General features: G+C 64.1%; 28 protein-coding genes and 1 tRNA gene. 11 read left to right on the forward strand and 18 right to left on the reverse strand.

Annotation, left to right across the window (positions count from 1 at the left end; all coding sequences use genetic code 11):
• Window positions 1–77: 77 nt before the first annotated feature.
• The 4 genes from AC0QUY_RS06255 to AC0QUY_RS06270 form a co-directional block, all read right to left on the reverse strand.
• Complete coding sequence (locus tag AC0QUY_RS06255; protein WP_475386179.1) at window positions 78–899, reverse strand: ABC transporter permease; 822 nt, start codon at window positions 897–899, stop codon at window positions 78–80.
• Window positions 892–1,665, reverse strand: coding sequence for an ABC transporter ATP-binding protein (locus AC0QUY_RS06260; RefSeq protein ID WP_475386180.1), 774 nt, complete (start codon window positions 1,663–1,665; stop codon window positions 892–894). Before AC0QUY_RS06260 ends, AC0QUY_RS06255 begins: the two co-directional genes overlap by 8 nt.
• 114 nt (window positions 1,666–1,779) lie before the next feature.
• Window positions 1,780–2,781, reverse strand: coding sequence for an ABC transporter substrate-binding protein (locus tag AC0QUY_RS06265; RefSeq protein ID WP_475386181.1), 1,002 nt, complete (start codon window positions 2,779–2,781; stop codon window positions 1,780–1,782).
• A 21-nt stretch (window positions 2,782–2,802) separates the two neighbouring features.
• A complete protein-coding gene (locus AC0QUY_RS06270) occupies window positions 2,803–4,167 on the reverse strand; it encodes an FAD-dependent oxidoreductase (protein WP_475386182.1) in 1,365 nt (454 codons plus the stop codon).
• A gap of 106 nt (window positions 4,168–4,273) precedes the next feature.
• Here AC0QUY_RS06270 and AC0QUY_RS06275 point away from each other — a divergent pair, with 106 nt between their 5' ends.
• The gene (locus AC0QUY_RS06275; RefSeq protein WP_475386183.1) at window positions 4,274–5,158 is read left to right on the forward strand and encodes a LysR family transcriptional regulator; all 885 of its coding nucleotides are present in this window, start codon (window positions 4,274–4,276) and stop codon (window positions 5,156–5,158) included.
• Window positions 5,159–5,166: 8 nt separating this feature from the next.
• Here the strand turns inward: AC0QUY_RS06275 and AC0QUY_RS06280 are convergent, their stop codons facing one another.
• From AC0QUY_RS06280 to AC0QUY_RS06295, 4 genes are all read right to left on the reverse strand, one after another.
• Entirely contained in the window at window positions 5,167–5,997 is an 831-nt protein-coding gene (locus AC0QUY_RS06280) for an aspartate dehydrogenase (RefSeq protein WP_475386184.1), read from the reverse strand.
• A 22-nt stretch (window positions 5,998–6,019) separates the two neighbouring features.
• Complete coding sequence (locus AC0QUY_RS06285) at window positions 6,020–6,820, reverse strand: enoyl-CoA hydratase-related protein (RefSeq protein ID WP_161851343.1); 801 nt, start codon at window positions 6,818–6,820, stop codon at window positions 6,020–6,022.
• A gap of 77 nt (window positions 6,821–6,897) precedes the next feature.
• The gene (locus AC0QUY_RS06290; protein ID WP_246738511.1) at window positions 6,898–8,004 is read right to left on the reverse strand and encodes a Spy/CpxP family protein refolding chaperone; all 1,107 of its coding nucleotides are present in this window, start codon (window positions 8,002–8,004) and stop codon (window positions 6,898–6,900) included.
• The gene (locus tag AC0QUY_RS06295) at window positions 8,001–8,195 is read right to left on the reverse strand and encodes a hypothetical protein (protein WP_475386185.1); all 195 of its coding nucleotides are present in this window, start codon (window positions 8,193–8,195) and stop codon (window positions 8,001–8,003) included. The genes AC0QUY_RS06290 and AC0QUY_RS06295 overlap by 4 nt, the downstream gene beginning before the upstream one ends.
• A 289-nt stretch (window positions 8,196–8,484) precedes the next feature.
• Here AC0QUY_RS06295 and AC0QUY_RS06300 point away from each other — a divergent pair, with 289 nt between their 5' ends.
• A complete protein-coding gene (locus tag AC0QUY_RS06300) occupies window positions 8,485–9,453 on the forward strand; it encodes a ketopantoate reductase family protein (RefSeq protein ID WP_475386186.1) in 969 nt (322 codons plus the stop codon).
• Between the two features lie 29 nt (window positions 9,454–9,482).
• On the forward strand, window positions 9,483–10,265 hold the full coding sequence (locus AC0QUY_RS06305; protein ID WP_475386187.1) for an SDR family oxidoreductase: 783 nt from the start codon (window positions 9,483–9,485) through the stop codon (window positions 10,263–10,265).
• 84 nt (window positions 10,266–10,349) lie between these two features.
• On the opposite strand, the gene AC0QUY_RS06310 is transcribed toward AC0QUY_RS06305, so the two are convergent.
• Window positions 10,350–11,108 (reverse strand): aspartate/glutamate racemase family protein, encoded by a 759-nt coding sequence (locus tag AC0QUY_RS06310; RefSeq protein ID WP_475386188.1) that lies wholly within the window; start codon window positions 11,106–11,108, stop codon window positions 10,350–10,352.
• Between the two features lie 39 nt (window positions 11,109–11,147).
• A complete protein-coding gene (locus AC0QUY_RS06315; protein ID WP_161851338.1) occupies window positions 11,148–11,843 on the reverse strand; it encodes an alpha/beta hydrolase family protein in 696 nt (231 codons plus the stop codon).
• Between the two features lie 248 nt (window positions 11,844–12,091).
• Here AC0QUY_RS06315 and AC0QUY_RS06320 point away from each other — a divergent pair, with 248 nt between their 5' ends.
• On the forward strand, window positions 12,092–13,939 hold the full coding sequence (locus AC0QUY_RS06320) for a di-heme-cytochrome C peroxidase (protein ID WP_475386189.1): 1,848 nt from the start codon (window positions 12,092–12,094) through the stop codon (window positions 13,937–13,939).
• 81 nt (window positions 13,940–14,020) lie between these two features.
• On the opposite strand, the gene AC0QUY_RS06325 is transcribed toward AC0QUY_RS06320, so the two are convergent.
• Window positions 14,021–14,263 carry a hypothetical protein gene (locus AC0QUY_RS06325; protein ID WP_161851336.1) on the reverse strand — a complete coding sequence of 81 codons (243 nt, stop codon included), beginning with the start codon at window positions 14,261–14,263 and terminating at the stop codon, window positions 14,021–14,023.
• 229 nt (window positions 14,264–14,492) lie between these two features.
• On the opposite strand from AC0QUY_RS06325, the gene AC0QUY_RS06330 reads away from it, so the two are divergent.
• Window positions 14,493–15,455: an alpha/beta hydrolase gene (locus AC0QUY_RS06330; protein ID WP_475386190.1), complete on the forward strand. Its 963-nt coding sequence runs from the start codon at window positions 14,493–14,495 to the stop codon at window positions 15,453–15,455.
• A gap of 66 nt (window positions 15,456–15,521) precedes the next feature.
• Here AC0QUY_RS06330 and AC0QUY_RS06335 read toward each other — a convergent pair.
• Window positions 15,522–15,598, reverse strand: a tRNA-Arg gene (locus tag AC0QUY_RS06335).
• Between the two features lie 628 nt (window positions 15,599–16,226).
• On the opposite strand from AC0QUY_RS06335, the gene AC0QUY_RS06340 reads away from it, so the two are divergent.
• Complete coding sequence (locus tag AC0QUY_RS06340) at window positions 16,227–16,763, forward strand: PRC-barrel domain-containing protein (protein WP_161856337.1); 537 nt, start codon at window positions 16,227–16,229, stop codon at window positions 16,761–16,763.
• 146 nt (window positions 16,764–16,909) lie between these two features.
• Here AC0QUY_RS06340 and AC0QUY_RS06345 read toward each other — a convergent pair whose 3' ends face one another.
• From AC0QUY_RS06345 to AC0QUY_RS06355, 3 genes are read right to left on the reverse strand one after another with little or no spacing between them, the layout of a single operon-like run.
• Window positions 16,910–17,869 carry a Bug family tripartite tricarboxylate transporter substrate binding protein gene (locus AC0QUY_RS06345; protein WP_475386191.1) on the reverse strand — a complete coding sequence of 320 codons (960 nt, stop codon included), beginning with the start codon at window positions 17,867–17,869 and terminating at the stop codon, window positions 16,910–16,912.
• Between the two features lie 59 nt (window positions 17,870–17,928).
• Window positions 17,929–18,297 (reverse strand): dimethylsulfonioproprionate lyase family protein, encoded by a 369-nt coding sequence (locus tag AC0QUY_RS06350; RefSeq protein ID WP_475386192.1) that lies wholly within the window; start codon window positions 18,295–18,297, stop codon window positions 17,929–17,931.
• A gap of 21 nt (window positions 18,298–18,318) precedes the next feature.
• A complete protein-coding gene (locus AC0QUY_RS06355) occupies window positions 18,319–18,957 on the reverse strand; it encodes an RraA family protein (protein ID WP_475386193.1) in 639 nt (212 codons plus the stop codon).
• Between the two features lie 352 nt (window positions 18,958–19,309).
• Between AC0QUY_RS06355 and AC0QUY_RS06360 the strand changes: the two genes are divergently transcribed.
• On the forward strand, window positions 19,310–20,266 hold the full coding sequence (locus tag AC0QUY_RS06360) for a helix-turn-helix domain-containing protein (protein WP_475386194.1): 957 nt from the start codon (window positions 19,310–19,312) through the stop codon (window positions 20,264–20,266).
• Window positions 20,267–20,478: 212 nt separating this feature from the next.
• The gene (locus AC0QUY_RS06365; protein ID WP_475386195.1) at window positions 20,479–21,183 is read left to right on the forward strand and encodes a hypothetical protein; all 705 of its coding nucleotides are present in this window, start codon (window positions 20,479–20,481) and stop codon (window positions 21,181–21,183) included.
• Between the two features lie 104 nt (window positions 21,184–21,287).
• Here the strand turns inward: AC0QUY_RS06365 and AC0QUY_RS06370 are convergent, their stop codons facing one another.
• Together AC0QUY_RS06370 and AC0QUY_RS06375 are read right to left on the reverse strand one after the other, a co-directional pair.
• A complete protein-coding gene (locus AC0QUY_RS06370) occupies window positions 21,288–21,488 on the reverse strand; it encodes a hypothetical protein (protein WP_475386196.1) in 201 nt (66 codons plus the stop codon).
• Window positions 21,489–21,552: 64 nt separating this feature from the next.
• The gene (locus AC0QUY_RS06375) at window positions 21,553–22,560 is read right to left on the reverse strand and encodes a 2-dehydropantoate 2-reductase (protein ID WP_475386197.1); all 1,008 of its coding nucleotides are present in this window, start codon (window positions 22,558–22,560) and stop codon (window positions 21,553–21,555) included.
• Window positions 22,561–22,707: 147 nt separating this feature from the next.
• Here AC0QUY_RS06375 and AC0QUY_RS06380 point away from each other — a divergent pair, with 147 nt between their 5' ends.
• Both AC0QUY_RS06380 and AC0QUY_RS06385 read left to right on the forward strand, forming a co-directional pair.
• A complete protein-coding gene (locus AC0QUY_RS06380) occupies window positions 22,708–23,280 on the forward strand; it encodes a YidB family protein (protein WP_475386198.1) in 573 nt (190 codons plus the stop codon).
• 70 nt (window positions 23,281–23,350) lie between these two features.
• Window positions 23,351–23,629: a GlsB/YeaQ/YmgE family stress response membrane protein gene (locus tag AC0QUY_RS06385; RefSeq protein ID WP_334513241.1), complete on the forward strand. Its 279-nt coding sequence runs from the start codon at window positions 23,351–23,353 to the stop codon at window positions 23,627–23,629.
• 110 nt (window positions 23,630–23,739) lie between these two features.
• Here AC0QUY_RS06385 and AC0QUY_RS06390 read toward each other — a convergent pair whose 3' ends face one another.
• On the reverse strand, window positions 23,740–24,522 hold the full coding sequence (locus tag AC0QUY_RS06390; protein WP_161851325.1) for an SDR family NAD(P)-dependent oxidoreductase: 783 nt from the start codon (window positions 24,520–24,522) through the stop codon (window positions 23,740–23,742).
• Window positions 24,523–24,803: 281 nt separating this feature from the next.
• On the opposite strand from AC0QUY_RS06390, the gene AC0QUY_RS06395 reads away from it, so the two are divergent.
• Window positions 24,804–25,871 carry an acyl-CoA dehydrogenase family protein gene (locus tag AC0QUY_RS06395; protein ID WP_475386249.1) on the forward strand — a complete coding sequence of 356 codons (1,068 nt, stop codon included), beginning with the start codon at window positions 24,804–24,806 and terminating at the stop codon, window positions 25,869–25,871.
• Window positions 25,872–25,880 lie beyond the last annotated feature (9 nt).

The raw sequence follows: 25,880 nt of genomic DNA on the forward strand, positions 1-25,880 counted from the left end.
GTGCCGCAAGCGAAGTATGGATTGCTTCGTCGCTTTCGCTCCTCGCAATGACGCCGAGGGCCGCTTCTCGCGCCGCTTCACCGCCAGTGTAGCAGCTTCGCTTCCAGCACGTTGATCGCCTTCCCTACCGCCAGCCCGAACAGCGACAGGATCACGACACCGGCGAGGAGCTGATCGGTCTGCATCAGATTGCCGGCCTGCAGCACGAAGGCGCCGATGCCGAACTGGGCGCCGATCATTTCCGCGCTGACCACCAGCAACAGCGCCACCGACGCCGTAATGCGAAACCCCGCGAGGATCGAGGGCAGCGCGCCCGGCCAGATCACACGGCGGACAATGGCATGGAACGGCACATTAAAACTCTGCGCCATCCGGATCAGGTTGCGCGGCACCGCGTCGACGCCGCTATAGACCGAGATCGCGGTGGAAAAGAACACGCCAAGCGCAATGGTCGCGATCTTCGGCTCCTCGCCGATTCCGAGCCAGAGAATCAGCAGCGGCAGCAGCGCGATCTTTGGAATCGGAAACAGCGCCGAGATGAAGGTGATGCCGACGCCGCGCGCCAGCGTCGACAGCCCGATCGCAAATCCGACGATCACACCCAGCGCCGTGCCGATCAACCAGCCTGAGCCGATGCGAACGACCGATGCCGAGATATGCTGCCAGAGCGCGCCACTGATGGCGAGCTTGTAGATCGCGACCGCAATCGCCGAAGGCGCCGGCAGGAACAGCGGATTGACCCAGCCCGCGCTGCCGGCGAGTTGCCAGAGTGCGATCACCAGCACCAGCGCGATCCACCCCGAGACGCGACCACCGCCGGGCATAAAACCCGCGCCGCGGAAGCCGACCGGACGCTTCTGGCTCTCGTCCTGCTGCTGCGCGGGGATGCGCTCAAGCATGCTGCACCTCGCGCTCGGCATCGATCGCCTCGTCGCGGATCAGCGACCACAACTGGTTTTGCAAGGACAGCAATTGGCCGCGGGCGTCGATACCGCCGCGCTCGGCGCGCGTCATCGGGATCGTCACGACCTCGCGGACCCGGCCGGGCCGCCGCGACAGCACCACGACGCGGTCGGCGAGCCGCACCGCCTCTTCCAGATTATGCGTGACATAGACCGCGCCCATCGCGCCGTCGGCGAGCAGGCGGATGAAATCCTCCATCAGCAATTCGCGTGTCTGCGAATCCAGCGCCGACAGCGGCTCGTCCATCAACAGGATCGCCGGCCGCACCGCCAGCGCCCGCGCAATGCCGACGCGCTGGCGCATGCCGCCGGACAATTGCTTTGGATAGGCGGTACGAAAATCCGATAGCCCGGTGCGGCGCAGCGCATCGTCAACAACGGCGCAGCGTTCGGCGACACTCAAGCCGGTATGAACCAGCGGAAACTCCACATTCGCCTCCACCGTGCACCACGGCAGCAGCGCAAAATCCTGAAACACGAACGTCAGTGGATTAAGGCTGTCGGCCGGCGGCGCGCCGCGCAGCTCCGCACTTCCACCGCTCGGGCGCAGCAACCCGCCGAGGATCGACAGCAGCGTGCTCTTGCCGCAGCCGGAAGGACCAACGATCGCGACCACCTCGCCGGAGGCAACGGTGAACGACACCTTGTCGAGCACGTCGAGGGCGCCGAAGCGATGGCTGATATGGTCGGCGATAAGGTCCATGTGCTTCCGCGCTCGATACTGGCTCCGTCATCGCGAGGAGCGACGCGACCCATTCTTCCTTTGCCTGGCGAGATGGATTGCTTCGCTTCGCTCGCAATGACGGCATTGGCTCCGTCAATCCGCCTTCACATATTCCTTCGCGATGATCGCATCCGCTGCAAATCCCTTGTCGACAAAGCCCTGCTCCTGCAGCCACGCGATCTGGTTATCGACATTCTTCACATCCAGCTTGCCGTCGGGATCGATATAGGCGCAATTGACGACCACCTGCTCGACCGGCAGATTGGTGTATTTGGCGATGATCTCGAGCAGCGGTTTTGTCTTGTCGTTGATCTCGGCCTTGCCGTCCTTCACGGAGGCCAGGATCACGTCGTGATATTCGCGGTCGGCGCGCACCAGCGCGGCCAAGAGCTTGGTGACCAGCGCCTCGTTGGCAATCGTCTTCGGCGCGGCGAACACTGCGCCGAGTTGCCACGGCGTCTCGTCGCCGACCCAGCCGAGAAATTTGGCGCCGCCGGAATCCACCAGCGCCCGCGCCGTCGAAATCGGCAGCAGTGCGGCGTCGACGGTTTCGCCCTTCAGCGCCGCCGCGGCGTTCGACAGCGACTGCAGCGGCATCACTTTCACGTCCGCCAGCTTGAAACCGTATTTGTCGGCCAGCAGTCCCAGCGAATAGTGAAAGGAAGAGCCGACCTGTGTCACCGCGATGCGCTTGCCCGCGAGATCCTTCGGCGTCTTCAAACCCGCCGCATAGGCGTTATTGCTGGCGAAATAGCCGATCAGGGGATAGCCGGCCTTCTCGCGGCTCATGCCGCCGATCACCTTCAGCGTGCCCTTGCCGGCGAGATTGTAGAGCCCGGCGGTAAACGCCGTGATGCCGAAATCGACGTCGCCGGACGTGGTCGCGACCGCAATCGGCTGCGCCGCGTCGAAGAATTTCAGTTCGATATCGAGGCCCGCTTCGCGAAAATAGCCCTTGTCCTGCGCGATGAACACCGGCGCCGACGACGACAGCCGGAGCACGCCGATTTTTGCCTTCGCCTCGTCAGCCCGCGCGATCCCGCTTGCCGCCACCGCGAGCAGGCCCGCCAGCGCGAGCCGTGCAAATTTTGACATCCGGTTTCCTCCGCAACTCTTTTATAACCCCTCGGGCACGCTCTGGTCCCGCCCGATGAACGCGCCCTGTTGTTTCAACGTTTGTTGCAACTTTTCAACCGCAATGTCGCGCGGAATCGTATTTCCCGACAGCGCCAGCGCCGCCGCGAGACCCGCCGCCTCGCCCATCGCAAAACAGGCGCCGGAGACCCTAGCCGCCGACTGGCCCTCATGGGTCATCGAGGCACAGCGCCCGGCCATCAATAGGTTGTCTATGCCCTCGGGCACCAGCATGCGATACGGCAATTCGTTGAAACCGCGCGATTCCGGGATTGGCGGGAACTTGAAGATCACATCGCCCGCGACATGCGCTTCGATCGGCCAGCCATTGACGCCGATGGAATCGTCGAACGAGGCGCAGCCAAGCACGTCCTCGCCCGACAGCATGTAGCCGCCGATCACGCGCCGCGTCTCGCGGATGCCGAGCTGCGGCGGCAGATCGACGATGTAGGATTTCTCAAAACCGGGCACGGTGCGCAGGAATTCGAACGCCTGCACCGCCTGCCGCCGTCCCTCGATCTCGCCGCGCGTCATCTGGTCGGGGTCGATCCCGCTGACCGCGCTGCCGTCCTCGCGCGCAAGCTGGGTGAAGTTGACCCGCCATTCGATGCCGGAGCGTTGCGGTCGCACAATCGCGGACTTGCGCGGGAAACGATGCGTGCCCGCGGCCTCGGCCTTTTCCATCAGCGCCGGTATCGTCCGCCAGGCTTCGCCCGCCTTTTCGGGATCGATGCCGTTGAGACGAAGCATCATCGACGGGTAGAGCATGCTGCCGGCATTGTCGCCGACCTCGAACGGCGCGCCCGCCCGGGCCGCGAGATCGCCATCGCCGGAGCAATCGATGAAGATGCCGGCGCGCACGGCCTGACGGCCCGCTTTGGTCTCCACCATCAGCGCATGGATGCGCCGGTCGTCATCCATCACCACGCCGGCGCCGAGCGCGTGAAAGAGGATGTCGACCTTGTGCGCGGCCAGGAGGTCATCGGCCGCGATCTTGTAGGCGGCGGTGTCGTAGGCCTGCGCAAAAATCTTGCCGAGGATCAGATGCGGCGTGTTGAGCCCATCGAGCCGGTCGATCCGCGCCAGCAGATCGGAGGCGATGCCCTGCACCACCCGGTGCATCTCGCCATGGACGTTGGCATGCAGCCCGCAAAAATTGGTCACGCCCGCCGCCGTGCCCATGCCGCCGAGAAAGCCGTAGCGCTCGATCAAAAGCGTGCGGCGGCCCGCGCGTGCAGCAGCCACGGCAGCCGCAATGCCGGCGGGCCCACCGCCGAGGACGGCAACTTCATATTCGCCATAGACGGGCACCCGGCGCGCGGGTTCTTCGATCGTTTTGGCCGACACTGGTGGCTTTCCGTCCCTGGTTTTGTTGCCGGCACTATGAATTGATGCGCAACAGACTACAATCCAGCAAATTGCGCGATCAGCTTTCTCGAATCGTGAAAAGTGGATGGATACGCTCACCAACCTTCAGGCCTTTTTGGCCTCGGCCGAGGCTGGCGGCTTTTCGGCCGCGGCCCGCAAGCTCCATGTTTCGACCTCGGTGGTGTCCAAGCGGGTCACGCAGCTCGAAGCCCAGATCGGCATCGCGCTGTTCCGACGCTCGACCCGCCAGTTGCGATTGACGGAGGCGGGTCAACGCTATCTGCATCGCGCCCGCGGCGTGGTGGCCGACGTCGGCGACCTGCTCGCGCGCATGGGCGAGAAGGACAGCGATCTGGTCGATCACCTCCGCATCAAGGCCCCGACCTCGCTCACCATCGCCCGGCTTGCCGATGTGTTCAGCGCCTTCCAGACCCAAAACCGGCGGCTGAAGCTTGAGATCGTGCTGATCGACCGCCCGGTCGATCCAGTGACGGAAGGATTCGACATCGCCATCGGCGCATTCCCGCATTCATTCGGCGGCGTCGTTGACGAGCCGCTCTGTTCGCTCAAGCGATTGCTGTGCGCCTCGCCGGCCTATCTCGCCGAGCATGGCGTGCCGCGGCATCCGCGCGAGTTGGTCGATCATCAGTGCCTGAGCTTTCTGCCCACCGGATCGGAATGGACTTTTGACGGCCCGCGTGGCCGAACCAGCATCCAGGTGCGCCCGCTGTTGAGTTCGAACGAAGGCCACGTGCTGGTGAAGAGCGCGGTTGCAGGCAATGGTATTGCCTTGATCTCGCACTATCTCGTTGCGGACGCGCTGAGCAACGGCACGTTGCAGGCCGTGCTGCCGGAATTTGTAATTCCCGAGCTGTGGGTCAAGGCGGCTATTCCCGAACGACGGGTCAACGCCGCCGCCGTGCAGGCGCTGCTACAGCAATTGAAGCGCGCGCTAGCGCCGGCGCTGTAGAAAAGGGATTACGTTCCGACCTGCAGCGGCGAGGTCAGCTTGCGCAGCGCCGCGATCACCGAGAGTGCGGTGATGCGGCCCGTCCTCGGATTTTCCGACGGCACGTTCTCGATCGACATCGAAAACGACGCCGAGTCGGATTCGACCCTGATCTGGTGGCAATTCCGCGTCACGGCCGGATCGGCCCAGATTTCGATCGTGGTTCGGTCGGGACCGATGCCGGCCAGCGATAATGCCGCCACGACATTGACGTTGGCGGGAAAGGCGGCAGCCGCATCGCGCGCCGAGCCCTTGAACACGCAGAGAGCGGATGTCAGCCCCTCCACCGAAATCCGGTTCTCGATCAGGTAAGGCGCCCCGGCAAGCCCCTTCGGCGGCTTGCGCGTAACCATCTGCACCGAATGGATCGTGCCTTCGGCGGCGGCCGAAACCGCATCGAAGCCGATCAGCGCACCGGTCGGCACGATGATCTGACCGCCGTGTGCTTTGGCCAGTTCGACGAGATCGGAACGCGGTAGCAGCGCGCTGGCGCTCAGCACCATGACCTGCTTGCCGGCGCTCAGCATCGGCCGGCAGATCTGATCGAGGATCGCTGCCGGCGCACATTCGACAACGAGGTCGGAGTGAGCGGGTATCTCATCGAGCGTAACCAGCGGGCAGGAGAAGCCTTCGCGATCGAGCCAGGCTTGCGCCTTCCCGTGATCCCTCGTCGTGATGGCCGCGAGCGAAAGACCCGGCAGTCCCTCCGCCAGCTTGCGCGCCACGGTTCGTCCGATCTCGCCCAGCCCGGCAATCGCGATTCGCTTGGATGGCAAATCCGATACTCCTGCAATGGACATCATACAGCGCGTGAGATTGAGCTTATGCGCCCTTCCCCCAATTCGCTGCCCGCTTCTCCGCAAACGACGCCAGCCCCTCGGACGCCTCGCTGGTCTGCCGCCGCGCGGAATGCAACTTCACCAGCCGCGCATAAGCCGCGTCATCGACGCTCATGCCACCGAATGAACTTTCCATCGCCAGCCGCTTGGTTTCGGCCAAAGCTTCTGGGCCATTGGCAAGCAGTTGCTCGACCGCCTTGGCGCCCGCGGCCTCCAGCTCGGCCAGCGGCACCACTTCATGCACCAGCCCGATACGGCGTGCCTCCTCCGCGCCAAAGCGTTCACCGGTCAGTGCATAGCGGCGGACCTGGCGGACGCCGATGGCGTCGCAGAGTTGTGGGATGATGATGGCAGCCGTCAGGCCCCAGCGCACTTCGGTGATCGAGAACATCGCGTTGTCGGCGGCGATCACGACATCGCAGGCCGAGATCACCCCCGTGCCGCCGCCAAAGCAGCCACCCTGCACCAACGCCACCGTCGGGATCGGCAGCGTGTTCAGCCGCTGCACCGCTTCGAACGTCGCGCGCGAGACCGCCTCGTTCTCTTCCGTTGATTTCGGCCGCACGCCATTGATCCATTTCAGGTCGGCACCGGCCTGGAAATGCTTGCCATTGCCCTTCAGCACCACGAGGCGAAGGCTCGGCTTCCTGCCAAGCTCGTCCATCGCCGCGAGCACGCCGCCGATCAGCCCGGCGTCATAGGCATTGTTCACCTCGGGGCGATTTAGCGTGACGGTGGCGACGCCGCGCGCGTCGAGATTCCACAGAACCGGATTGGCAGTCATTCGGCGGCCTCTTTTGTTGGGCATGTTGTTATGCCGAACCATAGGCCGGGATCGCAGGCGTTGTCACCGCCTCCGAACTAGCGGCGGCTGCGCCGTTGCATCATGTCCGCCCTGTCGGCGAAAGATGTCCGCCGCGGGCCGATGGCCTCGAACTGCGCCTTCTGCTCGTCGTTCAAGGTGACATAGAAGTCATCAAGCGCGGTGCGCACCTGCTTGACCGCCTGCAGCATGACATCGAGCCGCTTGCCTGCGGCGGCGAGCCGCGCGGACGGCGTGGCGGCCTCTTCGGGCCGGCATGATGCGTTCAGCATCTCGCTGGCCTTGGTGCTAGCGTTCTGCAGGGCCTTCAGGCCGGTGCGCTGCACGTCAGTCGGCTGCAGCCTTGCATCGATTTCCTCGGTCGGCCATTGCAGGGCCGATGATTGCGCGACGTCGCAGGGCCGCGCCAGGGACCTGCTGCGGCGCCTTTCGGCTTTCCGTTCCTGTTCTTCAGCGACGGCGTTCAGCCGCGCTTTCTGCTCGTCGTTCAGAAGACTGTAAAACCTGTCCAGTGGCGCCTGCACGGTCGCGACACCTGATATCATCGCCTCGATGCGCTGCTGCATCGAGGCCAGCCGGCCGGACGCCGTCAACGCGATCGACGTCGGGCATGCCGCCTTGATCTTCTGTGCAGATGTCACCGACGCATTGGCAAGATCGTCGAGGGCTGTGCGCTGCGCTTCGGTCGGCTCGATCGTCTGCGCAATCAGGTCGATCGGGAGCCCTGCGATTTCGCGGCTGTCTTCACCGCATAACAGCGCCAGCCGGTCCGGTCCGCCGCCCGGAGAACCGCGCGGCGGCAGGTAGCCGGTAAGGCCCTGATAGTCGTAGGGCCCGAACAGGCCGGCATAAATATCGTCGTAGCCATAGTACCAGAACGGCGCGCCGACATTCGGTCCCCAAAGCGTATAGTCGTAGATGTCGTAATAGGCGAACGGCCAGAACAGCGGCCCGACCCAGCCGTACCCGCCATTGCCGTGCCGCCACCAGCCGCCACCCCTGCCGCGCCCGTATTGCCACCCTGCCAGTGCGGCGCCCGCGGTCACGCTGGCCCGCATGGCGGGACTATGCAGCGCAGCGGTGTGGCGATAGCTGCGGGCGAGTGCGCGCGAATTCAGCGCGCGGCCGCTGCCGGCAAAGTTCATGCGATGTGCAGAGAATGAACGGTGTGCAGAGAATGAACGGTGATGCGCCCTGAATGAACGGTGATGCGCCCTGCCGTGAAAATGGCCGCCATGATGACGCCCGCCGAAATGATGGCCGTGACCATGTCCGCCACCGCGATGGCCGCCGCCATGATGGCCGCCGCCACGACCACCGCCGTGGCCACCACCATGTCCTCCTTTCGCGATCGCGAAGTCCGCCACGCACAGCGCCGTTGCGAAGACAATGGCGGCAATTCCCACGGCGATCCTTGACATGGCACGTCCCCTCATCGTCGCATGTCCCATTATCACTAGGCCGCAAGCTTGACGGCATGTGGGCGAACGCCGACCGAATGCCAAAAGTTCCCGCGCCGACAAGGCCGCGTGCGCCGCAACCCAGCCTGTGCGGCGAGCCGGTTGCGCCCGATCAAGGCTTGTGAAAACTAGCACGGCCATTTCCCCCAGCAGGATTTCCTATCCATGCGGATTTGCATTTTCGGTGCGGGCGCCGTCGGCAGCCATTTTGCGGTGCGGCTCGCGCTGGCGGGCCATGACGTTTCCTGCGTGATGCGGGGTGCGCATCTGGATGCCGTGAAAGCGAACGGGCTGACGCTGCGGGTTGGAGATGGCGAGTTCAAGGCGAAGGTGCGTGCATCGAGCGATCCCGCGGCGCTGGGCCGGCAGGACGCTGTTATCTGCACGCTGAAGGCGACAGCTCTCTCCAGCCTCGCTACCGGGCTGCAGCCGCTGCTCGACGACGATACTGCGGTCGTCTTTGCGCAGAACGGTATTCCCTGGTGGTACGATATCGGGCTCTCGCCAAAACATCCGCCGGTGCCGGATCTGGCTTTCCTCGATCCGGCCGGGCGACTGCGCGCAGCGATCCCGAAAGAGCGCATCGTCGGCGGCGTGGTGTTTTCATCGAACGAAGTCGTCGCGCCGGGCGTGGTCGCCAACCTCTCGCCGGAGCGCAACCGGCTGCTGATCGGCGAGTGCGACGACCGCCAGAGCGAGCGAGCCGCAAAGCTGCGCATGGCGCTCAACGCCGCCGCGATCGACTCGCCCGAAGTCGCGCAGATCAGGGAGACGATCTGGTCAAAGCTGTTGACCAACATGTCGATGTCGGTTCTCTGCCTCCTGACCGGGCAGACCGCGCGCGCCGTGCGCGATGATCCTGACCTTGCCGACATCGTGCCGCGCCTGCTCGACGAGGCCAACAGCATAGCCCGAAGCTGTTTTCCCGAGGTCAAGCGCGTGACCCGCTCCAGTCCGGCGCCGGATCACAAGCCGTCGATCCTGCAGGATTACGAACTCGGCCGCGCCATGGAGATCGACGCGCTGGTCCGCGCGCCCGCCGCCTTCGCGCGCGCCGCCGGACTTTCGACACCGATGCTCGACATGATGGGCGCGCTCGCCATCCGCCAGGCGCGCGACAAGGGGCTGTACTAGGCCAGAGAACAGCAAGGGGAAACCGCATCATGCACGTCAAGGGCAAGGTCTGTGTCGTCACGGGAGCCGCCAGCGGCATTGGCGAAGCGGTGGCGCGCGCTTATGCGGAGGCCGGAGCACGCGGTGTCGTGGTCGCCGATCTCAAGACCTCGCGCGAGAAGCTCGCCAAGGTCGCGGGCGATATCGACGGACTGCCGATCACGGCCGATGTCGGACTGGAGGAAGACATCAAGGCGCTGATCGCTGCGGCGGAGAACAAATACGGTCCGGTCGACGTGTTCTTTTCCAACGCCGGGCTTTCCCGCAAGGGCCAGGAGACCGCGTCGGATGCCGACTGGGACGTGAGCTGGCGTGTTCATGTCATGAGCCATGTATTCGCGGCGCGCGCGCTGGTGCCCGGCATGCTGGCGCGCGGCTCCGGCTATCTCCTCAACACCGCTTCCGCCGCAGGCCTGCTGGCGTCGCTGAACTCGATGCCCTACGGCGTGACCAAGAACGCCGCGGTGGCGCTCGCCGAGCATCTCGCCATTCAATATGGCGACCGCGGCATCCGCGTCTCCGTGCTGTGCCCGCAATCGGTGCAGACAGCCATGACGACGCCCGGCCCGAGCGCTGCAAGGGTCGACGGCGTGCTGCAGCCGCCGGAAGTGGCGCGCATGGTGATCGAGGCGATGGCGGAAGAACGCTTCCTCATCCTGTCGCACCCGCAGGTCGCCGAATACATGCAGCGCAAGGCTTCCAACCGCGACCGCTGGCTAACAGGCATGCGGCGGCTGCGCGACAAGATCTACGGCGCGCCGCAATCAATCTGACCACCGTCATTGCCTGCGACAAACGCGAAGCGTTTGCGCAAGGGAGCGCAAGCGACGAAGCAATCCATCTATCCCAACGCTGTTCTATGGATTGCTTCGCTTCGCTCGCAATGACGGCTCCGACGGCGAGAATTGTTCCAAGAGCCCTGTGTAATTCTTCACGCCCGGCGACGCATAAGAACCGCGCCGCGACGTCGTCAGCTTCAGCCCGGCCAGTGCTTCGGCCTGCTTCACCGCCGCCGCCACGCCATCGACGACGGGCACGCCGAATTTCCGCGACAGTTTTTGCGGGAGATCGGCCATGCCGGCGCAGCCCAGCACGATCGCTTCCGCACCCTTGTCGAGCGCGCGGGCAATCTCGGCTTCAAGCTTGGCTTCGGCACCCGAGCCGGGCTTGTCGAGATCGAGCACCGCAACGTCGCAGGCGGTGACCTGCACCCTCTCCGCAAAACCGTAGCGGCGCACCAGCTCTTCCAGCGGCACGATCGAGCGCGGCAGCGTAGTGACGACGACGATGCGCTTGGCGATCTGGCCTGCCGTCACCAGCGCCGCCTCGCAAATGCCGACCACCGGAAAAGGCGCGGCGGTCCGCGCGGCGTCGAGCCCGGTATCGTCGAAACAAGCGACGATCGCCGCATCGGCGTCCGGCGCATTCATCAGCGCCTGGATCAGGCCGGGCACGGCGAACGCCTCGTCGTAATAGCCTTCGATCGAGACCGGCCCCATCGCCGAGGTCATGGCAATTATTTCGGTGCCGGATGCGGCGACAGCGCGCGCGGCGGCGCCGATCGTTTCGGTCATCGCGGCGGTCGTGTTCGGATTGACGATCAGGATTTTTGTCATTGATACATCGTAGCCAGGATGGCGCGCGGCGCAACTCTGTCATCTGAGAGCTTGGGCCACAACCTCCTCCACCCACGCCGCAAACGCATCCAGCGCCTCATCCAGCACCGCGCGATCGTTTCGTCCCGAGCTCTTCAGCACATGAAAGGAATGATCGGCGCCATCGAGCAGATGCAGCGTCGCCCGCGATCCCAGGCTTTGGACGACCGGCTTGAGCAGGCTCAATTCCGCCAGCGTGTCGCGCGTGCCCTGCAGGAACAGCATCGGGATCTTGACGTCGGCGAGATGCCCGGCCCGCTCGCTGGAAGGCTTTCCGGCCGGATGCAGGGGAAAGCCGAGAAACGCCAGCCCGCGAACGCCGGCCAAGGCTGACTTCGCCTGCGCCTGCGACGTCATGCGCCCGCCGAACGATCGGCCGCCCGCGATCAGCGGCAGCGCGGGAAAGCGCCGCCCAGCTACCGCCACCGACGCCCGCACCGCGGCGTGCGCGACCGCGGGCGGATCGGGCCGCTTGCTGCCTTTCTCCATATAGGGAAACTGGTAGCGCAGCGTCGCAATGCCGCGTTCGGCAAGGCCCGTGGCAACGGTTTCCATCGACGCATGGGCCATGCCGGCGCCGGCCCCGTGCGCGAACACGTAACAGGCGCGAGGCTGCGGCGGCTCGATCAGCAGCGCGGAAACCGCCTGATCGGAGCCCACCTCAATCCGGAGCGATTGCGCCTCGGCTGCCGTCATGTGATCTGGCTGACATTCAATGGCATCATCGGCACTTTATACTGGAAAAATACTGGAAAAGCCGGACCGAGAGACCAACCATCAAAATCACCCGAGCGCGAAGAAGCTGGATTTATGGACAGACCTATGACGCCACTATAAGATGGGATCATATTCAATCGCACGCCGAGGGTGATTCGCCTTGCGGCGTTTTTTGATAACAGACCGATATTGCGCGCGAGCAGCGCGGTTTTAGGAAGGGGCAGGCCATGCGGGGCAGGAGGATTGCAAAAATCGTGATCGCGCTGGCGGTCGTCGGCATCGGTTACGCGGTCTTCAAGGACGACATCGCCAAGACCTGGCAGAATCTTCACGTCAAGATCGTGGAGCATCCGACCCCGAAGAAAACCGTCTGGCTCGACCAGGGGATCGATAAGGAAACGCTGAGCTGGTTCTATCACGCCGACCAGGGAACGCGGACCTTCGGCTTTCCCTATAAATGGTTCATGGCGCTGGAGCAGCCGACGATTCCCTGGCTCTTGTTCACCTCGCCCGGCCTGTTCAGCGACCCCGCCTATCTCGATCGCTACGGCTTCATTGCTGACACGATCATCCCGGGCAAGACGGCGCTTCCGATCGGGTTTGCGGAGGGCACCCCGATGCTGGACCCGACCGGGGCGACGTGGAAGAACCCGCGCGACAAGAAGGAGATGAACGGCATCGGGCTTACCTGCGCGGCCTGCCACACCGGCAGCCTCACCTATAACGGCACCGCCGTCGTCATCGACGGTGGGCCGGCGCTCACCAATCTCTTCGCGATGAAGCAGGGCATGGGCATCTCGCTCCTGCTGACGCGGGTGTGGCCCGGTCGCTTCAGCCGCTTCGCCGACGCCGTGCTGGGACCGGACTCCACCGTCGACGAACGCGAGACGCTGAAGACCCAGCTCGATCAGGTGCTCGCGCAGTACAAGCGGGTCAAGAATCTGGAAGAACGCGTCGCCTCCCAGAGCATTCTGGAGGGTTACGGACGGCTCGACGCGCTGAACCGGATCGGCAATCAGGTGTTCTCCATCGACCTGAACAAGCCGGAAAACTATGCCGGCTCCTCCGCGCCGGTGCATTTCCCCCGGATCTGGAACACGCCGTGGTTCGACTGGGTGCAGTACAACGGCTCCATCATGCAGCCGATGGTGCGCAACGCCGGCGAATCGCTCGGCGTGTCGGCGGAGCTCAATCTGACCGAGCCGTCGAAGGGACTCTACAAATCGAGCGTCAACATCAAGGCGCTCGACGACATGGAGATGATGATAAAGGGCAAGAAGCCGCCGAACGCGAAGGACGGATTCTCCGGCCTGCAGTCGCCGAAATGGCCGGGCAACATCCTGTCGCCGATCGACCAGAAACTGGCCGACGAGGGCGCCAGGCTCTACAAGACGCATTGTCAGGAGTGTCACCGGCCGCCGGTGACGAGCGCGGAGTTCTACGATTTCAACAACAAGGACTGGTGGACCAAGAACGAGGCCGGCGAGGCGATCCTCAAGGTCGAGAACGTTCCGATCTCGCATATCGGAACCGACGACGCACAGGCCGCCGACATGCTGGCCCGCACGGTCGCCGTGCCCGAAAATCTCGGCATCAAGAATCCCAGCTTCGCATTCGCGCTGGGCGAACTGGTCGAGAAGACCGTCAATTACAGCTTCGACCAGAAGAAGCCGCCAGTCAGCGAAGCAGAGCGGAAACGAATCGACGGTTACATGCCGAACGAACTCCGCGGTGAACTGGCCTACAAGGTCCGTCCGCTGAACGGGGTCTGGGCGACGCCGCCCTATCTGCACAACGGCTCGGTGCCGACCATCGACGACCTGCTCGGTGACCCCGAGAAACGACCGAAGAAATTCTTCCTCGGCAGCCGCGAGTACGACCCCGTGAAGCTCGGTTACAAGACCGATCCGATCAAGAACGGATTTCTATTCGATACCTCCATTCGCGGAAACTCGAACAGAGGCCACGAATTCCGGAAGGACTACAACAAGGACAAGGAAATCAAGGGCGTGATCGGGCCGGAGCTGTCGGAGGGCGATCGGAAGGCGCTGATCGAATACCTCAAGACGCTCTGAGCCGTTGGCGCTACCACGGCCGGTGTCCCGGCTGTGGGCCGTCCATCTGCACGTCGACGTCGCCGCAATCGAACGGCTGCATTACCTGCTGGCAACCAGCCGCAGATGCGGCTTGATCGTCTCTTCGAGTTCGGCCTTGAGCTGGTGCACGCGCGGATCGCCCGAGCGCGCTGCGCAAACCGAATATTGATTGACCGAGCACGCCAGCGCGTGCCGCTCCTCGGCCGTGCGCGTCACCTGCGGGCTGGACAGTTTCAGCACCATGCCGCCGAGATGCACCAGCATTTCGTCGAGCGCCCGATCCAATCCGGAAATTTGATCCATCACACACTCCCTCTGGAGGGAGTAATGAGCGGCGTGCCCCAGCCGTTCCCGTGCACGCTTGTTTAGGGATAACCAGAAGTAAACGGTGCCCCGATTCTACCAACGCGCCTGCTTGCACGAATCGTTATCAATTGAAGGAAATCGGCAGGTCTGGGCGGCGTCCGGCGCAATTGCCGCAGTCATGCCCGTTACCTATTCTGGCATTCCATCGCTCCTCGTGAGGTCCCGCATGATTCCGCCGCTCGATCCCGTCGTCGCCCAGATCATTCCGCTGCTGCCACTGCGCGATCCCACGACGATGACGCCGCAGAGCGCACGCGATGCGCTGCGCGCCCTGGCGGCCTCGCGCGCAGCGGTTCCGCCGCCGCCGGTGATGAGCGCGGAGGATATCAAGGTGAAAGGCGCAGCCGGCTTCCTGGCCGCGCGTGCCTATCGGAACTCAAGCGGCAAATCGCCGACGGTCGTTTTCTTCCATGGCGGCGGCTGGGTGGCCGGTGATCTCGAGACCCATGACCGGCAGGCGCGCTGGCTCGCGATCGAGACCGGCGCGGTCGTGGTCTCCGTCGATTATCGCCGTCCGCCCGAGGTGCGCTTTCCCGGCGCATTCGAGGATGCCTTCGCAGCCACCCGGGACGTCATCGCCCGCATCGCCGAATTCGGCGGCGATGCGGCGCGCGTCGGCGTTGCCGGCGACAGCGCAGGCGGCAATCTGGCGGCCACCACCGCCATCGCCTGCCGCGACGCCGGCATCAAGCTCGCAGCGCAATTGCTGGTCTATCCCGTCACCGACGTCGCCGGAAATTTCGCCGACCCGAAAGAGAACGGACGCTTTCCCTCACGCGCCGAAAACGCGGACGGCTATTTCCTCACCCGCGCCACCATGGAATGGTTCTGCAGCCATTACCTCGAAGACAGCGCCAACGGCACCGACTGGCGCGTCTCGCCGCTGCGCGCCAAAAACCTCACAGGCCTTGCGCCCGCCATCGTCTGCACCGCATGGTTCGATCCGCTCCGCGACGAAGGCAAGGCCTATGCGGAAGCGCTAAAGGCCGCCGGCGTGCCGACCAGCTATTACGACGGCCTCGGCCTGATCCACGGCTATTTCGGGCTTGGAGAAGCATCGGAAACCGCGAGACGCGAGGCGCAACGCGCGCGGGCGGATTTCAGGGCGTTGTTGGAGAAGGGCGCGTGAGTGACGGCCCACCCCGGCCGCCAGCTATTGCTCCGGGACCAAATAAGACTTCATTGCGCTAAGAGCTGGCGATCCCGGGAAGACTCGAACTTCCGACCTACGGTTTAGGAAACCGTCGCTCTATCCGGCTGAGCTACGGGACCGCGGACCCGCTCGGACAAGCAGGTGCTTGGGAGGCTTCATAGCAAAGCAGGTCTGGCATCGCCAGCCCTCTTCGCCAGGCCGCCAGACGCAAAGCGCAGGTTGCGCAGATGTCTCAGCGTCGTCATGGCCGGGCATAGCCGTCTGAGGGACGGCGTCGCTTCCGCTCGCCTACGTCCCGGCCATCCACGCTCTTGTCAGGCGGAGACGAAGACGTGGATGCCCGGGACAGGCCCGGGCATAACGGATTTGCCGAAATCGGGTCACATATGTTGAGGAGCAGCGGGCCAGCAAAGAGCGCTCACGCCGGGAACGGGTTAGATGTCAGCGCGTACCGGTGCGTTGGTGTCGCAGCAAGAAACCGGCAAAATAACTGCGTCCATCGTTCTCCGTTGCGGTCGGTTGCCACCCGGCATGAGCCGATATTTCAACGCAGACCGCCAGAACATGTTTCCGAACCAAGACGCAATAAGTCCGTTAGCGAGCGGACTAGTTTTGCCAGCCCGGCCCTGCCTGCCGGTATCGCTGCGCCGTCGCTTCAGGCCTATTTCGAAACTTCTCCGAAACGGTCAGGAACATTCGCGCATGCGCCCTGTTCTAGGAGCATCGATCACTTTCGAGGAGGATAAAATGCAGAAGATCTTAGCTGCGGCTCTCTTGAGCGCCGCCGTGTTCAGTGCTCCCGCCTATGCGCAGTCGCCCCAGCCCGCGGATAAAGCCGCGCCTGCCGCGACCAGCGCCGGTGCCCAGGAAAAGATGATGCTCAAGGGCAATTGGCGCGCGTCCAAGCTCATGGGCCTCGACGTTTATAATGAAGCCAACGAGAAGCTCGGCGACATCAACGAGCTGATCCTCGACAAGAACGGCAAGGTCGCTGCCGTGGTCATCGGCGTCGGCGGCTTCCTGGGTATGGGCGAGCACGACATCGCCGTTTCCATGGACAAGCTCAAATTCATCGAGGAGCCTGTCCGCACCAGCTCGACGGCGACGACAACGACGAAGGACACCGCGACCGCGCCGCGCGAAACGACCACCGGCGCGGCCACGACCACCACGACAACGCGCACCAGCGACGCGAACGACTGGACGCCGGATCACGCGATGATGAGCGGCACCAAGGAGCAGCTCAAGGCGATGCCGCAGTTCAAATATTCAGACTACAACTGAGGCGTCTGACGCTTTGATGATTAAGGCCCCACCTTGGTGGGGCCTTTTTCATGAGCATGGTGCATGGTGCCTGGTTGAAGCAAAGACGTGAATGCCCGACACAAGGCCGGGCATGACGAAGATGACGGAATTAGCGTCCCGCCGCGCTACGCCTTGATATTATTCTCGCGCACCACCTGGCCCCAGATGCCGACCTGCTTGGCAAAGAACGTCGAAAATTCCTTGCCGTCGGCGAGCAGCAGCGTCATCTGCTGCGTTTCCTGCAATTGTTTCGCCACCGCCGGTTCGCTCAGAATCTCCTTCACCGATTTCGCCATGGCGGCAATGATATCGGCCGGCGTGTCCTTGGGCGCAAAGATGCCCCACCAGGCCAGCGTCTCGAAATCGGGAAAGCCTGCCTCGATCGCTGTCTGGGTATCCTTGAGCACCGGCATCCGCTCGCGCCCCATCTGCAGGATCGGCCGCAGCATGTTGGTGCCGAGCTGCGCCGTGATCAGCGCCGCCGATCCCACGATCATGTCGACATGGCCGCCGAGCACGTCGTTCATCGCCGGGCCGCCGCCACGGTAAGGCACATGCGTGATCTCGACGCCGGCCTTCTTGCCGAGCACCGTCATCGCCAGATGGCCGAGCGTACCGATGCCGACGGAGGCGTATTTCACCGCGCCGGGCTTGGCCTTGCAGGCCGCGACCACGTCGGCAAAGGTCTTGTACGGCCGCTCGGCATTCGCCGCGACGACATAGGGCGCAGTGCCGACCAGGAACACCGGCACCAGATCCTTTTCGACATCCAGCCCCGGCTTTTCCAGGATCGAGGGAATCACCGCGTGCGAATCGAAGGTCACCAGGAACGTCGCGCCGTCGGGCGCGCTCTTGGCGACCTGTATGGCGCCGAGCGAGCCAGCCGCGCCGGACTTGTTTTCCACCAGCACGGTGCGGCCGAGTTTCGTCTGCAGGTGGGACTGCAACAGCCGCGCCAGCGCGTCGGTCGATCCTCCCGGCGGAAACGGCACCACCAGCGTCATGTTTTTGGCGCCCTGCGCCAGCGCCGGCGTCACCGCAAACGCGGCTGACGCCACAAGCAAGTTGCGTCGTGAAATCTTCACCAAAGCTCTCCTCCCATGGCCGCCCGCGATTTTTTTGTTTTTGTTTCGCAGGCTTGTTTTTAAGTGCCGAAGCCGGACCCGGCTTTCTTGTACTCGGGCCGTGGCGGGCTAAAGATGTCAAGCACGCGGGCGCCTTCCGGTCCAGCCCGCATCGTATGCGGCACGTTTCCCGGCGTGCGCCAGAAATCGCCTTTCTTGACCGGAATTTCCTCATCCCCCTGAACTCGGATGGCCGAGCCATCGAGCAGCACGCCCCATTGTTCCTCGGGATGATGATGCAGGGTGCCTTGCGCGTGCGGCGCCAGCGTCACCACCGACAGCATCGCGTGCTCGCCGGAGAAGATTCGTGTCGTGACCCCGGACGCGAGTTCGCGGAACAGGCCGTCGGCCGGATTATCCAGATTGTGAAATTCGTCCTTCTGACTCATCGTTCCTCCCTCAAGCGTCCCTCAGGATTTTCCGTAGCTGCCCTGGTAGCGGCCTTCGCGAATCGCAAGCAACGTATCCTCTTCGCGCGCGATCTGGGCGCGGACGGCTGCCAGCAGGCTGGCGGCAGTCGAAGCGGGAAACGACACCACGCCGTCCTCGTCGCCAACCACGATATCGCCGGGAGAAATCACCGAGCCGCCGATCGATACCGGCACATTGATTTCGCCCGGACCGCTCTTGTAGGGCCCGCGGTGGATCGCGGTGCGGGCAAAGCATGGAAAGTCGGAGGCGGCGAACGCCGCGACATCGCGGATCGCACCGTCGATTACATAGCCCGCGGCGCCTTTGTATTCGGCGATTGTCTTCATGATTTCGCCCACCAGCGCCCGCGTCTCGTCGCCGCCGCCATCGACCACGATCACGTCGCCGGGCCCAACCAGTTCCAGCGCCCGGTGGATCGCCAGATTGTCGCCCGGCCGCGTGCGCACAGTGAAGGCGACCCCCGCCAGCCGCCCGCCGCGATGGAAAGGCCGCAGCCCGACGGCGCCCGGAAGGCGGGCGAGATTGTCAGAGATGATCGAGGTCGGCGCGTCCCTGAAAGCTTCGAGCAGGTCGGGTGCGGGCTTCGGCACGCTGGTCATGGCCGTGGTGATGGTCATAAAAACTGTTTCCCTCCTGCGGCTCCGGTACGCCCGGCACGAGGGCTCCAGACCAGCCGCCACATGATGATTTCGGTTGCGGCAAAACAATTAGCATTCCGCTTGAGCAGGTATAATGGATTTTGGATGGGTAGGGGTGGCCGGTCGGCCGGTCGGGAAACGGGCGGCCGGTGCTGCGTGAACCCACGTACCGCGCGGGCCAGCGCCACACGTCGCGAAATTGACAGCCCGCTCCCTGCTTTTCTCTGCGACCGAAAGCCGCTTGAAATCTCTCCCGGCCACACTTCTTAATGCGGCCTTAACCAGACCCGCCGACGCTGGCGGCAACGATTCGCGCTGCCGGTGCCTCACGATGCAGTTCCAGAAGCTTGCCCCCTCGCCGGCACTTTCGATCGTCCAGTTCTCCGACATCGATGCCTTCCGGCCGGTCGAATTTGTCGCCGACGCGCGCAGCGTCCCGCTCAGCCTTGCTAATTTCCATACCGCGCGCGCGATGGTGCAGTTGCCGGGCTGCCAGATCGCCGTGCTCAGTTCATTCCCCCGCATTGTCGACGTCAGCTACCGCGCGGCGCACGGCGTCGTCATCTTCCAGCTCGAGAACGATTACGACGTAGCCGTCAACGGCATATCGGTGGACCGTCCGGCCTTCATCGGCATGCGCGGCAATGTGGATTTGCAGTTCGTCGAACCCCGCGGATCGCTGCATGCGATCATCACGCTGGGCGCCGGGCTGCGGGACCGGGAATGGTTCGATACGCCGGATCTGCTCTGCCCGTTCACGGCCACCCTTGAGGCTCTTGCAACCGTCAGATCGGTCACGACGGGTATCTTGCAGACGGCTTCGGCCAGACCGGAGCTGTTGCTGGAGCCGCGTTCGGCGCTGGCTCTCCAGGAAGGCCTGCTGCTCGCCATCGACGAGATGTTCCGCAGCGGCAGAACGCCTGATGTGGCGGGCCGGATCGCAAGCAGGGGCTATTGCCGCCTCGTTCGCATGATCGACGAATATGTCGCGTTTCACGCCGCCTCGCCGATCTACAGCGCCGACCTTGCCGAGCAATGCGGCGTATCGGTCAGGACACTCGGCACGGCGGTGGCGAGCGTTCGCGGTATGAGCCTGCATCGCTATTTGCGCCTCAAGCAGCTTTGGTCGGCCCGCGCACAACTGGCGAAGGGTTCCGACGCGATCACTGTGACGTCGTGCGCGCGCGCCAACGGCTTCCATCACATGGGTGAGTTCGCGCGACTCTACCGCGCTACGTTCCATGAAACGGCGTCGAGCACTCTGGCCCGCGCACGCGGCGCCGACTGATTGTTGCCACAATGTGGCGCACTTATCCGCCCGCCCTCTGATGGTGCACCTAGAATCGCTGGAACTTTGCGCGCGCAGCTTTGCCTTGGCGTTGAATTTCCTCAAGATTTCTAATGGCCTAGCACTGTGTTCCATTGGTCACATCCAGCGGATAGAGTCACAACGCCAGCGGGAAAATCGTGCAATTTCGGCGTGACAGCGCTGCCAAAATGATGACAATCGACTCAATCAAAGTTCCCAAGAATTCGACTGGAGCAAAATCGTCCGTGATCGCCTCACGTGCACCGTCATTTGTTTTTGCCGCGATCGGAGGCCTGCTCGTGTTCGTGCCGGTGCCTTCCGTCGCGCAATGGTGGCGCAGCACGCCGGTGGATTTCGAATCCTGCGCCGATGTGGCCGAGAAGTCGAATACCAAGGAAGAAAAAACGGCGAAGCTTGCCGAATGCAACGCGAAATTCGCCGGCCGCCGCAAGGCAGGCGGCGGTTACACCTATTACGATTTCATGCAGGACCGCACCTTCGACATCGCGGGCCCAAATCCGACGCCGGAAGAGCAGAAGAAGATCGACGAGCATTATACGGCCTATCTCGAGCGCGAGCGGCGCAATCACGCCGCCGCGGCGCAGGCGGCCAAGCAGCAGCAGCAGCAGCAAGAGCTACCGCCCGCGCAAGGTGTGCAGCAGATCTCGCTGCGCACGGAGCAGCCTGCTCCGATGCAGGCCGCTCCGTCGATCGAGACCGAAAAGGTACCGATACCGGTGGCCAGTCCCGTCAAGCAGGCCGCACGCCTCCGGGCTGCCCAGTGCGCCAAGAACCAGTTCTCGTGCGAATGGCCGCGGCTCTCGGAGAGCATCAACGGACTGAAAAAGCTGCTCAACCCGCAGCAGCAGCCGCCGGCCAAGCAGAAGAAAAGCTAGATCCTTCCGTCGTCCTTGCGAACGCAGTGACCCCCGCGTGAGCGCCTGCGCTCATCGCGACACCGCGTGATCTATCCATAAAAGCTCACGTGCCTGCATCGGCATCAATACGCACGCGGCTTCTTGACCCGACGTGGCTTGACACTCGGCGCGCCGACCGCCCGCGACGCCGCCCGTCGCTCCTGCAGGCGCGCGTCATAGCCCGGCGATGGTGTCGCCGTCGGCGGCACGGCCTGCGCGGGCGCGAGTATTGCCCAGCCGGCCAGAATGGCGATCGCCAGCGGCGCAAGGCCCGTTCGTTTCATGTCGCTTCTCCCATCGGCTTTGCAATACGAAATTCGCGCCGGATCAGAACTATTTCAAGGCCCATCAATCGCGCGCGCGAATCTGCTCCGGCGTCAGGCCGGGCGAGCCGTTGGCGTTCCGCTCGGCCTGCCGGATCAATTCCACGATCCGGCGCGACAGCGGCGCATCCAGCCCGCGGCGATCGGCAATCCCGGTGATGACGCCCTGCAGATAGTCGACCTCGGTGCGGCGGCGGTGCTGCAGATCCTCCCACATCGACGAGCGCGCCTCGGGATCGATCTTCATGGTACGCCCGAGCAGCGCTTCGAAGACCGGATCCGGCAGGCGCAGCAGCGACGGCATCCAGCCGAACGGGATCGGCGTCGGCGAGACCGGCTTGATGCCCTCGGCCTTGATCGCCGCCAGCGCCTCAGTGACCTGATCGGCGAACAGTCGACGCCATTCCCGTTGCGCCAACTGCCGGCGCAACGGCAAGTCGGCCAGCGCATTGAGCGCGTTGTTGAGATTGAGCAGCAGCTTGCCCCATTGCACGCCCTCGATGTTGGCGGTCGGCCGCACCTTCAGTCCCGGCACCGACAGCATCTCCGCCGTGCGCGCCGGGTCCTGCTCGATGACGATGTCACCCGAGGTGGCGCGATGAAACCGCCCGTTGCCGAGCGCAATCACATTGAATGGGACCATGCCGCCGAGCACGCGCCGGCCCGGCAGGCGATTACGGAGCACGGTCGCATTGCCGACGCCGTTCTGCAGGCTGACCACGACCGCATCTAACGGTGCGTGCTGGGCGATGACATCAGCCATGGCAGCGGTATCCGCGCTCTTGACCGTGACCAGCACGACGCCGGCATTCTCAAACACGCTAGGATTTTCCGACAATGCGAACCGATCGCGCGTGATGGTTTGGTCAAAGCCTTCAAAGCTCGTCGGCCGCAGGCCATTGGCTTCGATTTCAGCAATGACGCGCCGACGCGCCAGCAGCGCGACGCGGCGGCCGCCAGCCGCCAGCATGCCGCCGACGAAGCAGCCGATGCTGCCCGCCCCCGCGACACCGATCGTCTGGCCCGAAACCATTTGACACCCATCGCGTTGCAACAGGCCTCGATAGCAGAACCATCAGCCAGTGCCTATCGGACATCGCGGGGCGACTTGTAACCGTCACCTTGTAACCGTCATGGGCCGACTTTATGTTGCGCGCGGGGCTACGCGGAGGACACGACCATGGGTTTACTCGACGTACTCAACGGCATGCAGAATGGCCCGCGCGGCCCGAGCCGCCCCAGCGAACAATCCGGCGGCGGCGGAATGTCGCCCTTGACCATGGCGATCCTGGCGCTGCTGGCCTGGAAAGGCATCAAGCATTTCAGCGGCAACCAGACCGGCTCCGCGCCGCAACCGGCGCCGGCGCCCGCGCCTGGCAATGTACAGGCCGGTCTACCCGGCGGCGGTGGCCTCAGCGACATGCTCAAAGGCGGATTGGGCGGCCTGCTCGCCGGCGGAGCGGCCGGCACCATCCTCAGCGGCGGCCTCGGCGACCTCATGAAGCAGTTGCAACAGAACGGCCTTGGCGATCAGGCCGACTCCTGGGTCAGCAACGGTCCCAACAAGCAGGTCGCGCCCGGCGATCTTGCCAACGCGCTCGGTGCCGATGAGATCGATCAGCTCTCGTCGCAGAGCGGCCTGTCGCGCGACGATCTGCTGCAAGGCCTCAGCCAGTATTTGCCCGACGTCGTCAATCACCTGACGCCGGACGGGCGACTGCCGGACGACAACGAAATGTCGGGACGGATCTGACGCCGCGTCAGCGCGGTGCGCATGCCGCACCGCGCTGCATCACCATCGACGCACTGGAAAGGGACTTCCCATGGGCGGCATTATCTGGATCATCGTCGTCGGCTTTGTCGCCGGCATCATCGCGCGTATCCTTTCGCCGGGCCAGAACAACCCGAGCGGCTTCATCCTGACCACGGTGCTCGGCATCGCCGGCGCGTTTCTGGCGACCTGGATCGGCCAGGCGATCGGCCATTACGGCCCCGATCAGGGCGCCGGCTTCATCACCGCAACGATCGGCGCGCTGGTGGTGCTGTTCATCTGGAACCGGCTGGTCGCGAGGGGAATGATTTCCGATCCGGGCAACCGGTGACAGCGTAGCCGCATCAGACCGTAGCCCGGATGGAGCGAAGCGAAATCCGGGAACGACAGCGGCAGTGGCCCCGGATTGCGCTTCGCTCCATCCGGGCTACGGGTGAGATCTCACAACACCAGATGCATGCCCGCATCCATGCGCACGAACTCGCCGGTCATGTTGCTCGACGCCGGCGACGCCAGGAAACACACGAGCTGCGCGATATCCTCCGCGGTCGACGCCATCTTCAGCGGCACCTTCGCCACCACGGCGTCGCGCACCGCCTTGGCGCCGGCCTCGCCGCGGCCCTTGGTGAACCAGGGCGTATCGATATAGCCGGGGCACACCGTGTTGACGCGGATCAAGGGCGCCAGCGCCCGCGCCAGCGATTGCGTCATGGTGTTGAGCGCGCCCTTGCTCGCGGCATAGGCAACCGACGAACCGCCGCCGGAAATGCCGGCGACCGACGACACGTTGACCACGGCGGACGCCCGCCCCGAAGCTTTCGCGCCAGCCTCGAGCTGCGCGCGCGCGGCCCGGATCATCTGGAACGGGCCGATCGTATTCACCGCATAGATGCGCTGAAAGTCCTCAGCCGTTAGCCCGTCGAGATCGTGATGCGGCACGTGCTTGGTGGTGCCGGCATTGTTGACGAGAACGTCGAGGCGCCCCCACGGCACGGCCGCGGCCGCGATCTTCTTGCAGTCCTCGTCGCGCGACACGTCGCCCTGCACCACCACGACTTCGGCGCCCGCGCTGCGGCAGAGATCGGCCGTGGCTTCCGCTTCCGCCTTGCTGTTGGAATAGTTCACGACGATGCGCGCGCCGCCCTTTGCCAGAATGGCTGCAGTCGCCGCTCCCAAACCGGAAGCTGAACCGGTGACAATCGCGCACAAACCATCCTTCGACATCCGCATTTCCTCTTGTTGCTTTTGGCTGGGTTTCGATCCGCCCATGGAGAGGGCTTCAGTGGCTACCATATCGCGCGGCAAACCGCGTGCAAATCCGAAGAAGTCCGTTGCGCGGAATTTATTCTTCGCCCGCGATCATCATGCCACCGCCTCATGCCGCCCTGCGGACAGCGCTTGTCACGGCTATGGCTTTTGCTCATCATTGAGAGCAAGAAAAGACCGCAGCCGAACCCGGCATAATTGTCGGGACTGGCATGCCAATCTCAACATCGGGGAACGCTGTGGCGGAGAGTGAGAACATCGTTGCCGAGACCGCGGAGAAAATCTTCGCCGACCTCGCCGACGCCCAAACCATCAATCGCGACAAGAAGGGCGAGTGGAAAGCCCCGCTGTGGCAGGCGCTGACGGAAGCCGGCCTGCCGCTGGCCTGGGTGCCGGAAGATTGTGGCGGCTCGGGCGCCTCGCTCGCCGAAGGTTTTAGCGTTCTCAGCGCCGCCGGACGTTTTGCCGTCGCAGTCCCGCTCGCCGAAACCATGCTGGCCGGCTGGCTGCTGGCACAGGCCAAAATCGCTTCGCCCGACGGCGAGATGACGGTGGTGCCCGCGAGCCCGAAAGACCGGATTACCGTCAATGCCGACGGCAGCCTGTCAGGCCGGGCGCGCGGCGTGCCGTTTGCCAAGGCCGCAAAACATTTTGCGGTGCTCGCTGGCGATGCCAAGGGCAGTTTCTCCATCGCGCTGGTCGATGCCAGCAAGTGTCGGATCGAGGCTGGGATCGGCCTCGGCGGCGACAACTCCGATACGGTGACGCTCGATAAGGTGCAGCCGGTCACGACCAAGCCCGCGCCTGATGGTTTCGACCAGACCCGGCTGATGCTGATGGGCGGCGTCGCGCGTGCGTTGCAGATCGCGGGCGCCCTGGAATCGATGCTGGAAATTTCCGTGCGCTATTCCAACGAGCGCGTCGCCTTCGAGAAGAAGATTTCAAAATTCCAGGCGGTGCAGCACAATCTGGCGCGGCTGGCCGGCGAGTCGGCGGCGGCGCTGGCGGCGGCCACCTCGGCCGCGGACGCCATCGCCAACGCCACCTCCTTCAACGACGAAGTGTTCCTCGAAGCAGTAGCGGCGAAAATCCGCTGCTCGGAAGCAGCGGAAAAAGGCGGCGCGATTGCCCATCAAGTGCATGGCGCGATCGGCTTCACCGTCGAGCACATCCTGCATCGCTATTCGCTGCGTGCGCTGGCCTGGCGCGACGATTTCGGCTCGGAAAGCTACTGGGCGGTCGAGCTCGGCAAGCTCGTCTGTATCAGAGGCGCCGACGAATTGTGGCCGCTGGTGGCCTCGCGCTGACACCAACAC

The organism is Bradyrhizobium sp. WYCCWR15520, from assembly GCF_056174665.1.

Excerpts from the sequence above, each read along its gene's own strand:
- AC0QUY_RS06385 (WP_334513241.1), top strand. The coding sequence starts at position 23,351 with ATGGGCGGCATTATCTGGATCATCGTCGTCGGCTTTGTCGCCGGCATC.
- AC0QUY_RS06260 (WP_475386180.1), bottom strand. The coding sequence starts at position 1,665 with ATGGACCTTATCGCCGACCATATCAGCCATCGCTTCGGCGCCCTCGAC.
- AC0QUY_RS06305 (WP_475386187.1), top strand. The coding sequence starts at position 9,483 with ATGCACGTCAAGGGCAAGGTCTGTGTCGTCACGGGAGCCGCCAGCGGC.
- AC0QUY_RS06355 (WP_475386193.1), bottom strand. The coding sequence starts at position 18,957 with ATGACCATCACCACGGCCATGACCAGCGTGCCGAAGCCCGCACCCGAC.
- AC0QUY_RS06350 (WP_475386192.1), bottom strand. The coding sequence starts at position 18,297 with ATGAGTCAGAAGGACGAATTTCACAATCTGGATAATCCGGCCGACGGC.
- AC0QUY_RS06390 (WP_161851325.1), bottom strand. The coding sequence starts at position 24,522 with ATGTCGAAGGATGGTTTGTGCGCGATTGTCACCGGTTCAGCTTCCGGT.
- AC0QUY_RS06320 (WP_475386189.1), top strand. The coding sequence starts at position 12,092 with ATGCGGGGCAGGAGGATTGCAAAAATCGTGATCGCGCTGGCGGTCGTC.
- AC0QUY_RS06315 (WP_161851338.1), bottom strand. The coding sequence starts at position 11,843 with ATGACGGCAGCCGAGGCGCAATCGCTCCGGATTGAGGTGGGCTCCGAT.
- AC0QUY_RS06360 (WP_475386194.1), top strand. The coding sequence starts at position 19,310 with ATGCAGTTCCAGAAGCTTGCCCCCTCGCCGGCACTTTCGATCGTCCAG.
- AC0QUY_RS06275 (WP_475386183.1), top strand. The coding sequence starts at position 4,274 with ATGGATACGCTCACCAACCTTCAGGCCTTTTTGGCCTCGGCCGAGGCT.
- AC0QUY_RS06365 (WP_475386195.1), top strand. The coding sequence starts at position 20,479 with ATGACAATCGACTCAATCAAAGTTCCCAAGAATTCGACTGGAGCAAAA.
- AC0QUY_RS06375 (WP_475386197.1), bottom strand. The coding sequence starts at position 22,560 with ATGGTTTCGGGCCAGACGATCGGTGTCGCGGGGGCGGGCAGCATCGGC.
- AC0QUY_RS06265 (WP_475386181.1), bottom strand. The coding sequence starts at position 2,781 with ATGTCAAAATTTGCACGGCTCGCGCTGGCGGGCCTGCTCGCGGTGGCG.
- AC0QUY_RS06290 (WP_246738511.1), bottom strand. The coding sequence starts at position 8,004 with ATGAACTTTGCCGGCAGCGGCCGCGCGCTGAATTCGCGCGCACTCGCC.
- AC0QUY_RS06300 (WP_475386186.1), top strand. The coding sequence starts at position 8,485 with ATGCGGATTTGCATTTTCGGTGCGGGCGCCGTCGGCAGCCATTTTGCG.
- AC0QUY_RS06295 (WP_475386185.1), bottom strand. The coding sequence starts at position 8,195 with ATGGTGGTGGCCACGGCGGTGGTCGTGGCGGCGGCCATCATGGCGGCG.
- AC0QUY_RS06340 (WP_161856337.1), top strand. The coding sequence starts at position 16,227 with ATGCAGAAGATCTTAGCTGCGGCTCTCTTGAGCGCCGCCGTGTTCAGT.
- AC0QUY_RS06380 (WP_475386198.1), top strand. The coding sequence starts at position 22,708 with ATGGGTTTACTCGACGTACTCAACGGCATGCAGAATGGCCCGCGCGGC.
- AC0QUY_RS06280 (WP_475386184.1), bottom strand. The coding sequence starts at position 5,997 with ATGTCCATTGCAGGAGTATCGGATTTGCCATCCAAGCGAATCGCGATT.
- AC0QUY_RS06330 (WP_475386190.1), top strand. The coding sequence starts at position 14,493 with ATGATTCCGCCGCTCGATCCCGTCGTCGCCCAGATCATTCCGCTGCTG.
- AC0QUY_RS06255 (WP_475386179.1), bottom strand. The coding sequence starts at position 899 with ATGCTTGAGCGCATCCCCGCGCAGCAGCAGGACGAGAGCCAGAAGCGT.
- AC0QUY_RS06325 (WP_161851336.1), bottom strand. The coding sequence starts at position 14,263 with ATGGATCAAATTTCCGGATTGGATCGGGCGCTCGACGAAATGCTGGTG.
- AC0QUY_RS06370 (WP_475386196.1), bottom strand. The coding sequence starts at position 21,488 with ATGAAACGAACGGGCCTTGCGCCGCTGGCGATCGCCATTCTGGCCGGC.
- AC0QUY_RS06310 (WP_475386188.1), bottom strand. The coding sequence starts at position 11,108 with ATGACAAAAATCCTGATCGTCAATCCGAACACGACCGCCGCGATGACC.
- AC0QUY_RS06285 (WP_161851343.1), bottom strand. The coding sequence starts at position 6,820 with ATGACTGCCAATCCGGTTCTGTGGAATCTCGACGCGCGCGGCGTCGCC.